Here is a 12,358-nt window from a genome sequence, read left to right on the forward strand (position 1 = left end):
GGGACGGTTATGAACAAAGGACTCATACCAGCGATCGAAAAAGCTTTTCGTTGTGAGGTGCACGGGGTTAAGCCTAAGAGGAACGTCAATCTGCTCAAAACAGACCGGGGACACTGGATCATCAAAGGGTATAAGCAGTTGGAAAAAGCAGTATGGGTCACGGAGTTAGCCGATGCCTTGAGGCAAAAGGGCTTTGTTCACACGGTGCACTACGTCTCCGATGCGGAGGGCGCCAAAATTTTTCCTTACGAGGATCGTTATTACACGATTATGAAGCTGATCGACGGCGAGGAAGCCGACAACGCGTCGCTCTATGACGTGAAAAAGACAGCGGAGACGTTGGCGCGCTTCCATGTCGCGGCGCAAGGCTTTCCCGTCTCCCATTCGTATGCGTACGAAGGAAAGCCGAACTTGCTGGATAAATGGGAAAGCCGCCTGGAATACTTCGAGCGGCTCACCTGGATGATTGAGCAAAACGGCCCGCAAAACAAGCTGGAGCAAATCATCGCCCACTCGGCTGATGAAGTGCTGCGCGACGGCCAGCAGTTGCTGCAGTCTGCCTACAAGCTGCCGTTGACGCCGGAAATGTTCCTGGCCATGGAGAGAGGTACGCTCGCGCATCGGGACGTTGCCAGCCACAACTTTTTGCTCACCCAGCGGGGCAACTGCTATCTCATCGACCTGGATACGGTCGGCCACGACATTCAGCTCGTCGACCTCGTCCAGTTGATGTCGCGCATGCTGCTGATGCAGGACTATCGGATGGAATCGTTCGTGGAAGCGATGGAGGCATACAGCAACATTAACTATTTGAGCGACACGCAAATTTGGACCGTTCATCAACTGCTCCGTTACCCGGACAATTTTTTGCGCGAGGTGACAGGGCTGTACAGCAGGCGACCAGGCTACCATATGCGCGGCGTCCTGCAGCTTGTCATGCTAGAGGGAAAACTTGCCCAAAACCGGCAAAAGTTTTTGAATGACGGGGAGCGCATCTTCCAGCGTTCGCCGTGGGGAGAATATCATTTTGTCGGGTAAATTGCTCTTTTGTCCGCTCGGATTGGACGATACGAAAAAAACATCCCTCTTGCAAAAGAGGGATGTTTGTCTTGGAGACGCTAAGCTTACTTGGAAGCTGGCTTGGACAGGTCGATAGCGAACTTGGCAAAGCCGGATTCCAGTTGGCCGATGAATTTCAGGTTGGGCATTTTTTCGGCAAAAGGCTTCGCGTCTGGAGAAGAAGTGAAGGTTACGTTCACTTTTTCTTTGATTGGCGCAAACGTCCAGTTGTTGTCTGCTGCCGGGTTGATGTCTTTTTGGCTCAGGATGTAGTCGATCACTACTTGGCGGTTTTCATCCGGAGAATCGATGACGATGTTTTTGCCGTCCAGGCCAGGGAAGTTGCCGCCGCCGCCTGCGCGGTAGTTGTTGGTGACGACGATGAACTTGTCTTCCGGTTTGACTGGTTTGCCGTTGTAGGACAGGTTTTTGATGCGGTTCGCATCTTTGTTTTCCAGCTTGCCGTCAATCGCGTATTTGGATGGCTGTGTCACGTCGATTTGGTAGGTTACGCCATCAATTACGTCGTAGTTGTAAGTAGGGAACGCTTCGTTTATGAGCGGCTGCTCTTCTGTTTTCTTCACATCAATCTGGTTGAACTGGCCTGCGGAGCGCTCCAGCCATTCTTGCAGTTGGGAGCCGTTAATCAGAACAGCCTTCAATGTGTTTGGATAGATGTACAGGTCAGATACGTTTTTGATGGCGATCGTGCCTGCAGGGATGTTGGTGTAGTAGGATGCGCCGTTGCGGCCGCCTGCCTTGAATGGAGCTCCTGCGGACAGAACCGGAATGCCGTCGTATTCTGTGCCTTTAATGTTTTTCTCTACGAACCATTTTTGTGCATTCGTCACGATCTGGATGGATGGGTCATCCTGTACCAGCGCGAAGTAGCTGAAGATAGGGGAAGACGTTTTCCCTACAGCGGAGCGCACCCATTCCACGGTGTGGTCGTGGTCTTCTTTGACGGCATCGAGAACGGCCTGATCTGCATCTGCCAAGGAAGCTTTGTTTGTTTTGTCGTAGATCGGAATCGTTTTGGTAACCGACTCAGCCACTTTCCATTTGCCGTTTTCTTGCTTCAGCGTCAGGTCGATCACGCCGAGGTTGTTGCCCCAGTAGCCAGGCATGACAGCCGGTTTGCCGTTGATAGTGCCTTTTTCGCCGTCAACGCCAGGGATGTTTTCAAAGCCAGGTCCCGGGAAGACGAGGTGGGAGTGGCCGAACAGGATCGCGTCAATGCCTTCGACCTTGCTCAGTTGGTAGCTCGCGTTTTCCAGGTTCGCTGCCGGTTCAACCGGGCCGATGCCGGAGTGCGGAACCGCTACGATGATGTCGGCACCTTTTTGCTTCATCTCAGGGATGAACTTTTTGGCGCTTTCCACAATGTCTTTGGCGATCACTTTGCCTTCCAGGTTCGCTTTGTCCCACTGCATGATTTGCGGCGGAACGAAGCCGATGACACCGACTTTCAAGGTTACTTCTTTACCGCTCTCGTCCTTGAACTTGCGCTCGAGGATTTGATAAGGAGTGAACATGTTTTTGTCGTTGTTCGGGTTGTTATCCTTGTCGTCGATGTAGACGTTGGAGTTGATGTAAGGGAATTTCGCGCCCTTCAGGCTGCGATCCAGATGTTCCAGACCGAAGTTGAACTCGTGGTTCCCGATGTTGCCAAGGTCGTAGTTCAACAGGTTCATCGCTTTGTAAACCGGGTGAGTTTCTCCGTCTTGCAGCGGATCGATTTTCGCTACGTAGTCGCCCAGCGGGTTTCCTTGCAGCAGATCGCCGTTGTCGATGAGGATGCTGTTTTTCGCTTCGTCTCTCGCTTTTTTAATCAGCGTAGCGGTTTTGGCGAAGCCGAACTCGTCCGTGGCTTTGTCTTGGTAATAGTCGTAGTTTACGATGTTGGTATGGATATCGGTAGTTTCAAGCAGGCGGAGCTTCAGGGTGGAGCCAGTTTCGGCGCTCACAGGGGTAACAGGGAACGTGAGAGCGCTGACAACTAAAGAAGTGCTGAGGAGAAAAGCGGTCAGCATTTGTTTGTTTGTCTTTTTCATTTTTTGGTTGACCTCCAATAAGTTCACAATAAGTGCCAAGCAAAAATAGTTTATCACTACAATCTGTAGATTGGTAGATAATTGTAGGTTAAGATTATTAAATTTTGTCTATTGACAAAAAAGATATAATGATTGCTCAATTTGCCGTTTGCCCGCGATAAATTTCTCGCCAATTACGAATCCTTGAGAGATTCACGTATGTCCCCCTTCAAACATGGCAAAACTAGGAAAAAAGGTATAAGAAGGGGTTCATCAAATCATGCGAAAAAAATGGATGGTGTACGCATCGTGGGGCGCTGCGCTTCTCACCGGTGTCGTATTGGGTATCCTGCTGGCAGGCAGCGGAGGCAGAGAGAACGGACTGCTTCAACTGCTGCATACAGACATCGGCAAGACGGCAACGGTGGCAGGAAAGCCGTATGAACTGGTGTTGACCCGCAGCTACTTGTGCGGCGTCCGGGATGAAGAGCGTCAACCGATCGCCGCAGGCCATTTGCCGGAAGCGATGGGGGATTACAAAGGCTGGGAGATCGTGACAGCCGATCCGAGCAAAATGATTTTAATGAGAAGGGAACAGGACATTTCTCCCGCATGCAAGGAGAACGGCCATTTCGGCTTGTCGGCGGACGGAATGCTGACGCTGTTTCACGGGGTTCCCGCCGAGCAGGACGTCATCCAGACGTTTTACCGCATCAACACGGCAAAAATGGAAGCGAGCCTGCCAAAAGAAGAGCTGGAGAGCTTGAAGCGGGGCATCCGCATTCGCAATCTGGCAGAGTATAACAGCGTCCTGTCGACGTACGGGGAGTTTCAACTGGATGGCGACTAAAGCGAGCAGAGGAAAAAGTCGGCGATCCCGCAGGGAGAATGGTCGGTTTTTTTCGTGCTGCCGTACTGTTGTGCTGCATTTCGTTACAAGTCTACAGCGATAATCCGCCACTTGTCCCACGGCGTGGAGCGGCGCAGCAGAAACGTCCACTCTTCGTTCCGTTCATGGTTGTCATGCGTGAAGTAAGTCAGGTGGACGTGGACCTCCGAGAGCAACGGCCCCCGCTCGTCAGAAGGAATGACGATTTCGGTCTTGCGGACGGAGGCTACGTCAGACAGCCGGGCAGGCAGCGGGAAGCCGTCTGTCGTCATTTGCAGCACGTGGTTGTCCTGTTCGTGCAGGGCAGTGAGGAAATACCCCACCAGCTCCTCGGCAGTAGCGCCTGTGATCGTCGTCGCAAGCGAGCCGGACGCTTTTTCGATCATCAGGCTGTGGCTGGGATCGGGCTCCTTGCGCTTGTGGGTCGAGCTTCCGAAAAAGTGGATGCAAAAATGGCCGGGAAAGTCATTGCCCGCGATCGCCCCTGCACCGTGCGGCATGCCGTGCATGGAGGCGGCAAAATAAACGCCGTTGACCTTGACGAGAATCGCTCTGCGCTTCCATCTCCATTTGCCCTGGTAAATCTTTTTCATCGTCTGCGTATCTGTGCGCGTCAGCGGCTGCACATCGGCATGCCTGCTGCCCGCACGGCGCTGGACGTGGAACCGCTCGCCAGTCTCCAGGTCGATGACGGTGGCGTACTCCATGCGGCCGAAGGTGTGTTTGACCTGCTCCCACGGCGTCGCTTTGGCATAATGCACGCGTTCCACCTGCGCGACAAGCTCCTCGATTCGCTGGTGAACATCCGTCGGCAAAAGGTATTGCAGCGGCTTGTTGCTTTCAAACAAATTCCCGTCGTGGTCGTACACAAACTGGCGCTTTTTGACGGTCAAGGTGGCGCGAACCCAGTGGGGATTCACGAAAGCCGGAACCTTTTTTGCGGCAAACAGCCGTTTGACGAACGAATGCTGGGCGCGAACATTGAGCGTAGAGTGAAAAGGCGAAGTCGGCGATACAGAGACAGAAACGGTAATCGGTTCTTTGCCTTTCGCCTGGGCGGGCTGCTTTGCGCAGCAGACAGAGAAGAGAAGCGTGACGAGTAAGAAAGCGGCTAGTAAACGTCGCACCGAATCAGCACCTCCACCCTATATGGTTTCAAGACGAAACGGCGGAAATGAGCTGTAAATCTTGGCATCATAAGGCCGGAGGCGGGACGCCATACTGTACTCATACGGCGATCGAAGGAGGAATCTTTTCTTATGTCTACCATGCCCAGAGGTAGCTACAAGGACCAGTTCCACCAGCGTTTGTACGTTCAATTGAACCAAGGACACAACAAGCTCAATTACCAGCAGATCAACCGGATCCAGGAGCAGATGCAGAGCGGCGTAGATGAATACGCGCACATGCAGCATGATGTGTCGGACTCACTTGGAATGAACAAACACTAAAAGCGACGCCGTATGACCCGTTCCTTTTGGCAGGAGCGGGTTTTTGCATGGAAATACACGTTCGCTTTTCGAGCGCTTTGTGATACAGTAGAGAGTAGAAACTTTGCACACGGAGAGAGAGTGGACCATGCGCATTTTAGGAATCGACCCTGGCATTGCGATCGTTGGGTTTGGGGTTCTGGATAAACAGGGTAGCCAATTGCGTCCCGTCCAGTATGGCAGCATTCAGACAGAGGCAGGCTTGCCCGTTCCGCTTCGCTTGAAGCAGATTTTTGAAGCGATGCAAAGCCTGCTGGAAACGTATCGACCGGATCAAATGTCAGTAGAAAAACTGTTTTTCAATAAAAACGTGACGACGGCCTTCACGGTGGGGCAAGCGCGCGGCGTCATCCTGCTGGCGGCGGAGCTGGCCGGAGTGCCTGTGTATGAATACACGCCGATGCAAGTAAAGCAGGCGGTGACCGGCTACGGCGGGGCAGAGAAAAAGCAAATACAGGAAATGACCAAGCTGTTGCTGCGGCTGAAAGAAGTGCCGAAGCCTGACGACGTGGCGGATGCATTGGGCATTGCGATTACGCACGCACAGTTTCGGGCGTTCATCTCCATCTCGGAAGGAGTTCAAAAATGATTGATTTTGTGGAAGGGACACTCTGTTACCTCGATTCAGAATACATAGTGGTAGAAGCCGGAGGGATCGGGTATCGCCTGTTTTGTCCCAATCCGTACCAGTTTGTGCGCTACGAAGGCAGCAAAACCAAGCTGTACACGCACCATCACGTCCGCGAAGACGCGATATTGCTCTACGGTTTTGCCACCCGTGACGAGCGCGACCTGTTTCGCAAGCTGCTCGACGTGAACGGTATCGGGCCAAAGGGCGGCCTGGCGATTCTCGCGGCGGCGACTCCCGAGCAGTTGGTCATGGCGGTGCAACAGGAAAATGTGACCTACTTGACGAAGTTTCCTGGAATCGGCAAAAAGACCGCGCAACGAATCATTCTCGATCTCAAGGACAAACTGGTCGGATACACGCCATCGGCGATCCTGACCGTCGCGGCAGGCGATCTGACAGCAGGCGAGCAGGCGGTTTCCGCGTTGAACGAGGCGCTCGACGCCTTGACGGCGCTCGGCTACTCGGACGGCGAGCTGCAAAAAATCAGAAATGCGCTGTCGGAGAAATCAAAAGAGGGCGATAGTGTGGAAAAGCTCATCAAACAAGGGCTTGCCCTGCTCATGAGGGGGTAGGATTTTGGATCAGCGAATCATCACGACGCATATGAACTGGGAAGAAGATGCGGCGGAGTTGAGCCTCCGTCCTCGTTATTTGAATGAGTATATCGGACAGCAGCACGTCAAGGAAAACTTGAAAATTTTTATTGAAGCGGCGAAAATGCGCAAGGAATCGCTGGACCACGTCCTACTGTACGGACCGCCGGGACTGGGCAAGACGACGCTGTCGCAAATTATCGCCAACGAACTTGGGGTGAACATCCGCACGACGTCCGGACCGGCGATCGAGCGGCCAGGCGATCTGGCGGCGATTTTGACCAACCTGCAGGAAGGCGACGTGCTGTTTATCGACGAGATTCACAGGCTGAACCGGAGCGTCGAGGAAGTGCTCTATCCGGCCATGGAAGACTTTGCGCTCGACATCATCATCGGCAAAGGGCCGAGCGCGCGCAGTGTGCGCCTCGATTTGCCGCCGTTTACGCTTGTGGGCGCGACGACGCGGGCAGGGATGCTCTCTGCGCCGCTGCGCGACCGCTTCGGGGTGGTGAACCGCCTGGAGTTTTACACCGTTCCCGAGCTGACCTTTATCGTCTCTCGGGCAGCGGATATTCTTCAGGTGATTATTCGCGAAGGCGGCGCGGAAGAAATCGCGCGTCGCTCGCGGGGAACTCCGCGCGTGGCGAACCGTCTGTTAAAGCGTGTGCGCGACTTCGCCCAGGTAAAAGGCGAGGGCGTCATCACGACGGAGATTGCCAAAGAAGCGCTGGAGCGGCTGCAGGTAGACGCCTGCGGACTGGACCATATCGACCACAAGCTGCTTCTCGCCATCATCGACCGCTTTGACGGCGGTCCGGTCGGGCTCGATACGATTGCCGCCACGATTGGCGAAGAGGCGCAAACCGTTGAAGACGTGTGCGAGCCGTATTTGATGCAGATCGGCTTCATGCAGCGGACGCCGCGGGGCCGCGTGCTGACCCCGAGCGCGTACCAGCACTTTGGGCGGGAGATGAAATCGTGAATCCAATAGCCAAGCTTCTCATTATCGGCGGAGCCGTGCTGATCGTCATCGGCCTGCTGTGGCAGGTGGGCGGCCGCTTTTTGCCGCTGGGACGCCTGCCTGGGGATATTGTGGTGGAAAAGGAAAACGTCAAATTTTACTTTCCGGTCGTGACGTGCATCGTCATCAGCATCGTGCTGTCTCTTGGGATGTATTTGTTCCGGCTTTTCAAATGAGGGCATTTGCCTTGCACACACAGCCTGTTTGTACGCCATCGGAGCCGTTTCGTCCGGTGGCTTTTTGTTTGCGTCGCCTGGTCCCATTTTGCGGGCGAGGGCAGGAAAATCGCCTGTGATTGTCGAAAAAGATGGGAGTACATGCCAATTTTCGACGAGATGAGATCAGGAGAAAGGAAGGACGTTGGACGACATGAAGAAGAAGTGGATGGGGAAAGTCCTTTCGGTGAGCCTGATGACAGTTGCTCTCATGGGAGGACCAGCGCCGGCCGAGGCGGCTTCTGAACATATCCGGGTGGCGCTCTTTGTGGATACGGGCAAAGGCTACAGGGGAGTTGTTCCTTCCGTTACGCTGACTGCTGAAAAAGGAATGGAAGTGACGTTAGCAGGCCCGGAAGGCAAGATCGAGTTGCCAGAATTAAAAGGGGAAGCTGCCCGTTACCGGGTGGATGAATATCATCTGATCGTGGCGCAGACGCCAGACTGGAACCAAGCGCAGCAAATCGCTCAGCTTTTGAGCCAGCGCAAATATGAAGGCTCGATTCAGGTGGCGAAACGAGGCGGACAAACCGTTTACCAGGTTGTCAGCGGTACATACGACACGTATCAGGCAGCGGCCAATCAAGTGGCGGCCGTGGCCCAGGCGACGGGGCAAAAGCCGGTTGTCCAAGGCCCGCTCCGGCTGGAAGCGGGGCAGTTCAAAAGCTTGAGCGAAGCCCAGAAATGGCAGGAGTCGTTTGAGCAAAAAGGCATCCCGGCGTACCCTGTGCTGTTGTCAAACGGCGAAAAAGTCAAATACGCGGTCTGGATCGGCGACGAGGTCAGCCAGGAAGCGCTTGCGGCATTGGCGCGCAAAGCGAGCAGCGCTTTTCCGAACTTTTCCTACAAGGCGCCTGACAGCCAGTCGTATGTCGTACTGAAGCAAGATGTTTACGGCTCTCCGGATGAGCCGATCTGGAAGTACGTATTCTCGCCGCAAGCCAAGCTGACGGTCGAGGCGAAAAAGGCGGAGCCGGAAGCGTTGATCGGCGTCGTGGAACGCGAGCAGCGGACGTACCGCGGCGAGATGGAGCTGTCGGAATACAACGGTCACCTGACGGTTGTAAATGAACTGCCGCTGGAGGAGTATCTGTACGGGGTTGTCGGCTCGGAAATGGCTCCGGGCTGGCCGCTGGAAGCGTTGAAAACGCAGGCGGTCCTGTCGAGAACGAGAGCTTTGTGGCAAGGAAACAAGTACGGGATTGCCAACGTGTCGGATACGGTGACGGAGCAGGCGTATTACGGCTATGGAAAAGAGTCGGAGGACGTCCGCGAGGCGGTGGATGAGACGGCAGGGGAAGTCATCTACTACCAGGGCAAGCTCGTCGAGTCCCTGTTCTACTCGAACGCAGGCGGAATGACCGCCGATGGCACAGAAGTGTGGGGAAATCCCGTTCCGTATTTGCGGCCCGTCGAGAGCGACGATACGTATCCGCTGGAAGCGGCGAGCCTGTGGTATCGGGTAAAGCTCGCGGACGGGACGATCGGATATTTGCGCAGCGACCTGGTGCGGCTGACAGGCACAGAGGCCAATGGCGCCAGAATAGCCGTCATCACAACGGAAAACACGAACTTGCGCACGGGTCCGAGCACGACGACGCATCGGGTTTTGTCTACCTTGCCAAGCGGCGCTGAGGTGACGATTCTTTCCGAAGAGGCCGAGGAAAATGCTTATGCGTGGACGCGTGGCCCGTTTACTTCCGCTGAACTGACGGCCTTGCTCAATGCGAACCAGGACAAAAACAAGGCACCGCGCATTCAGGGGAACGTCACCAGTCTGAAAGTGACGAAGCGAGGACCGTCCGGGCGCGTGATCGCGATGGAGGCGAACGGGGTTCCGATTGCCGTTCCTTCCCCGGATGCCTTCCGCTCGCTTTTCCAGCAAGGGGGAAGCCCGCTGCGCAGCACGAAGTTTGATGTCGAAGTGATCCAGGGCGGCAAGCAGGGAGGACCGCAGTTCCTGTTCCGCGGCTACGGCTTTGGACACGGCCTCGGGGTGTCGCAATACGGCGCTCGCGCAATGGCGGAGAAAGGGTATGACTACCTGCAGATTTTGCAACACTATTACCAGGATGTGACAATTGACAAGTAAGGCTTTTGCCACATGAACTGTCATTAAAGGAGTTAACGATTCGTGGACGTGCAACAATTTGATTTTGAACTGCCGGAGCATCTGATTGCCCAGCATCCATTGAAAGACCGGACAGCTTCGCGGCTGCTCGTTTTGAACAAACAGACTGGCGCCATTTCCCATCAGCGCTTTACCGACTTGATCGACCATTTGCAGCCGGGGGACGTGCTCGTCATGAACGACAGCCGCGTGTTGCCCGCAAGGCTGATCGGCGAAAAGGCCGAGACGGGAGCGAAGATCGAGGTGCTTTTGCTCAAATCGCTCGGGGACGATCGCTGGGAGACGCTGGTAAAGCCAGGCAAGCGGATGAAGCCGGGAACGGAAGTGGTCTTTGGCAACGGGCTTTTGCGCTGCGTATGCGAAGAAGCGACAGAGACAGGCGGGCGGATCGTACGCTTTTTGTACGAGGGCATTTTTTACGAGATTCTCGACCAGTTAGGTTCGATGCCGCTGCCTCCTTACATTCATGAGCAGCTTGAAGACAGCGAACGGTACCAGACGGTGTATGCGCGCGAGCGAGGCTCAGCGGCGGCGCCGACAGCCGGGCTGCACTTCACCAAGCCTTACCTGGAGCAAATCGCTGCAAAAGGCGTACAGCTCGCGTACGTGACGCTGCACGTCGGACTCGGCACGTTCAGGCCGGTCTCTGCCGACTCGGTCGAGGAGCACGTCATGCACGCCGAGTATTACGAGATTCCGGAAGAAACCGCTGAGCTGGTGAACAAGGCGAAGGCGGAGGGGAGAAGAGTCATTGCGGTCGGAACGACCTCGTGCCGGACGCTGGAGACGGTCGGACGTGCGAACGGCGGCAAGCTGGCGGCGACGTCGGGCTGGACGGACATCTTCATTTACCCGGGATACACGTTCTCGATTCTCGACGGGCTTTTGACGAATTTTCATCTGCCCAAGTCGACGCTCGTGATGCTGGTCAGCGCGCTGGCTGGCAAGGAGCATGTCATGAATGCGTACAAAGCGGCCGTCCAGGAGGAATATCGCTTCTTCAGTTTTGGGGACGCGATGCTGATCGTTTAAAAAAGGTACACATCCCACCCGTATAAGTGTATACTTATAAGTCGGGTGGGTTTACTTCACTCTCAAGTTTTCTTATAATAGGAAAGACTTACATACATAGCTTGAGGAGTGCGACAATTTGGCTGTACGCTACGAATTAATCAAAACATGCAAGCAAACAGGCGCTCGTCTCGGAAAGCTGCACACTCCCCATGGGACGATTGACACTCCTGTCTTCATGCCAGTCGGCACGCAGGCAACGGTCAAGACGATGAGTCCCGAGGAGCTGAAAGCGATCGGAGCGGGCATTATCCTCAGTAATACCTACCATCTGTTTTTGCGTCCGGGGCATGAAATCGTCCGCGAAGCAGGCGGGCTGCACGGCTTCATGAACTGGGACCGCGCCATTCTGACGGACTCCGGCGGATTTCAGGTGTTCAGCCTGAGCAACCTCCGCAAGATCACAGAGGAAGGGGTTTCCTTCCGCTCTCATCTGAACGGGGAAAAGCTGTTTATCGGCCCGGAGGAGGCCACCCAGATTCAAAACGCGCTCGGCGCCGATATTTTCATGGCGTTTGACGAGTGCGCGCCCTATCCTGCGGAGTACGACTACGTGAAAAAGTCGATGGAGCGCACGACCCGATGGGCGGAGCGCTGCCTGAAGGCGCACTCACGGCCGAACGAGCAGGCTCTGTTCGGGATCGTACAGGGCGGAATGTTCAACGACCTGCGCGAGCAAAGCGCCAAAGACCTCATCTCCATGGATTTTCCGGGATATGCGATTGGCGGGCTGAGTGTGGGCGAACCGTTTTCCTTGATGTACGAAGTGCTGGAGCATACCGTTCCGCTGCTTCCGGCAGGCAAGCCTCGCTACCTGATGGGAGTAGGCTCGCCAGACGCTCTGATCGACGGCGCAATCCGCGGCATTGACATGTTTGACTGCGTCTTGCCGACGAGGATCGCTCGCAATGGGACATGCATGACAAGCCAGGGACGACTGGTCATCCGCAATGCCAAATACGCACGCGACTTTACTCCGCTCGACCCGAATTGCGACTGCTACACGTGCAAGAATTACACCCGCGCTTACATCCGCCATCTCATCAAGGCGGAGGAGACCTTTGGCATCCGTTTGACCACCTACCACAATCTGCATTTCCTAGTGAAGCTAATGGAGCAGGTGCGCCAGGCGATTGCTGAAGACCGCTTGCAAGATTTCCGGGACCAGTTTTTCGCTCAGTATGGATTGAGTGAAGATAGATCTTTTTAATCGAGGGGGATTTTC

General features: G+C 54.9%; 12 protein-coding genes. 10 read left to right on the plus strand and 2 right to left on the minus strand.

Annotation, left to right across the window (positions count from 1 at the left end; genetic code table 11):
• The first annotated feature begins 9 nt into the window (after positions 1–9).
• Positions 10–1,038: a phosphotransferase gene (locus tag AC3WJN_RS06340; protein WP_005832405.1), complete on the plus strand. Its 1,029-nt coding sequence runs from the start codon at positions 10–12 to the stop codon at positions 1,036–1,038.
• A gap of 86 nt (positions 1,039–1,124) precedes the next feature.
• Here AC3WJN_RS06340 and AC3WJN_RS06345 read toward each other — a convergent pair whose 3' ends face one another.
• The gene (locus tag AC3WJN_RS06345) at positions 1,125–3,113 is read right to left on the minus strand and encodes a bifunctional 2',3'-cyclic-nucleotide 2'-phosphodiesterase/3'-nucleotidase (protein WP_005832406.1); all 1,989 of its coding nucleotides are present in this window, start codon (positions 3,111–3,113) and stop codon (positions 1,125–1,127) included.
• Between the two features lie 259 nt (positions 3,114–3,372).
• Between AC3WJN_RS06345 and AC3WJN_RS06350 the strand changes: the two genes are divergently transcribed.
• Positions 3,373–3,942, plus strand: coding sequence for a BofC C-terminal domain-containing protein (locus AC3WJN_RS06350; RefSeq protein ID WP_005832408.1), 570 nt, complete (start codon positions 3,373–3,375; stop codon positions 3,940–3,942).
• An 83-nt stretch (positions 3,943–4,025) separates the two neighbouring features.
• Here the strand turns inward: AC3WJN_RS06350 and AC3WJN_RS06355 are convergent, their stop codons facing one another.
• A complete protein-coding gene (locus AC3WJN_RS06355; protein WP_007782375.1) occupies positions 4,026–5,108 on the minus strand; it encodes a hypothetical protein in 1,083 nt (360 codons plus the stop codon).
• 132 nt (positions 5,109–5,240) lie between these two features.
• On the opposite strand from AC3WJN_RS06355, the gene AC3WJN_RS06360 reads away from it, so the two are divergent.
• From AC3WJN_RS06360 to tgt, 8 genes are all read left to right on the plus strand, one after another.
• Positions 5,241–5,432, plus strand: a complete 192-nt coding sequence (locus tag AC3WJN_RS06360; protein ID WP_005832411.1) for a hypothetical protein — start codon at positions 5,241–5,243, stop codon at positions 5,430–5,432.
• Between the two features lie 127 nt (positions 5,433–5,559).
• Entirely contained in the window at positions 5,560–6,060 is a 501-nt protein-coding gene (gene ruvC / locus AC3WJN_RS06365; protein WP_005832413.1) for a crossover junction endodeoxyribonuclease RuvC, read from the plus strand.
• On the plus strand, positions 6,057–6,674 hold the full coding sequence (gene ruvA / locus AC3WJN_RS06370) for a Holliday junction branch migration protein RuvA (RefSeq protein WP_005832414.1): 618 nt from the start codon (positions 6,057–6,059) through the stop codon (positions 6,672–6,674). The genes ruvC and ruvA overlap by 4 nt, the downstream gene beginning before the upstream one ends.
• 4 nt (positions 6,675–6,678) lie before the next feature.
• Positions 6,679–7,677 carry a Holliday junction branch migration DNA helicase RuvB gene (ruvB, locus tag AC3WJN_RS06375; protein ID WP_005832416.1) on the plus strand — a complete coding sequence of 333 codons (999 nt, stop codon included), beginning with the start codon at positions 6,679–6,681 and terminating at the stop codon, positions 7,675–7,677.
• Positions 7,674–7,892, plus strand: coding sequence for a DUF2905 domain-containing protein (locus tag AC3WJN_RS06380; protein ID WP_005832418.1), 219 nt, complete (start codon positions 7,674–7,676; stop codon positions 7,890–7,892). The genes ruvB and AC3WJN_RS06380 overlap by 4 nt, the downstream gene beginning before the upstream one ends.
• Positions 7,893–8,076: 184 nt before the next feature.
• Complete coding sequence (locus AC3WJN_RS06385; RefSeq protein ID WP_035317161.1) at positions 8,077–10,023, plus strand: SpoIID/LytB domain-containing protein; 1,947 nt, start codon at positions 8,077–8,079, stop codon at positions 10,021–10,023.
• A gap of 42 nt (positions 10,024–10,065) precedes the next feature.
• Positions 10,066–11,094: a tRNA preQ1(34) S-adenosylmethionine ribosyltransferase-isomerase QueA gene (gene queA, locus AC3WJN_RS06390; protein ID WP_005832421.1), complete on the plus strand. Its 1,029-nt coding sequence runs from the start codon at positions 10,066–10,068 to the stop codon at positions 11,092–11,094.
• A gap of 118 nt (positions 11,095–11,212) precedes the next feature.
• Positions 11,213–12,343, plus strand: coding sequence for a tRNA guanosine(34) transglycosylase Tgt (gene tgt, locus AC3WJN_RS06395; protein ID WP_005832423.1), 1,131 nt, complete (start codon positions 11,213–11,215; stop codon positions 12,341–12,343).
• Positions 12,344–12,358: the final 15 nt, after the last annotated feature.

The sequence above is a fragment of the Brevibacillus sp. FW306-2-1A-C05A genome, assembly GCF_058781555.1.

What these genes read in the sequence shown, in the direction of transcription:
- AC3WJN_RS06340 (WP_005832405.1), top strand. Translation starts at nt 10, where the DNA reads ATGAACAAAGGACTCATACCAGCGATCGAAAAAGCTTTTCGTTGTGAG.
- AC3WJN_RS06345 (WP_005832406.1), bottom strand. Translation starts at nt 3,113, where the DNA reads ATGAAAAAGACAAACAAACAAATGCTGACCGCTTTTCTCCTCAGCACT.
- ruvA (WP_005832414.1), top strand. Translation starts at nt 6,057, where the DNA reads ATGATTGATTTTGTGGAAGGGACACTCTGTTACCTCGATTCAGAATAC.
- AC3WJN_RS06350 (WP_005832408.1), top strand. Translation starts at nt 3,373, where the DNA reads ATGCGAAAAAAATGGATGGTGTACGCATCGTGGGGCGCTGCGCTTCTC.
- ruvC (WP_005832413.1), top strand. Translation starts at nt 5,560, where the DNA reads ATGCGCATTTTAGGAATCGACCCTGGCATTGCGATCGTTGGGTTTGGG.
- AC3WJN_RS06360 (WP_005832411.1), top strand. Translation starts at nt 5,241, where the DNA reads ATGTCTACCATGCCCAGAGGTAGCTACAAGGACCAGTTCCACCAGCGT.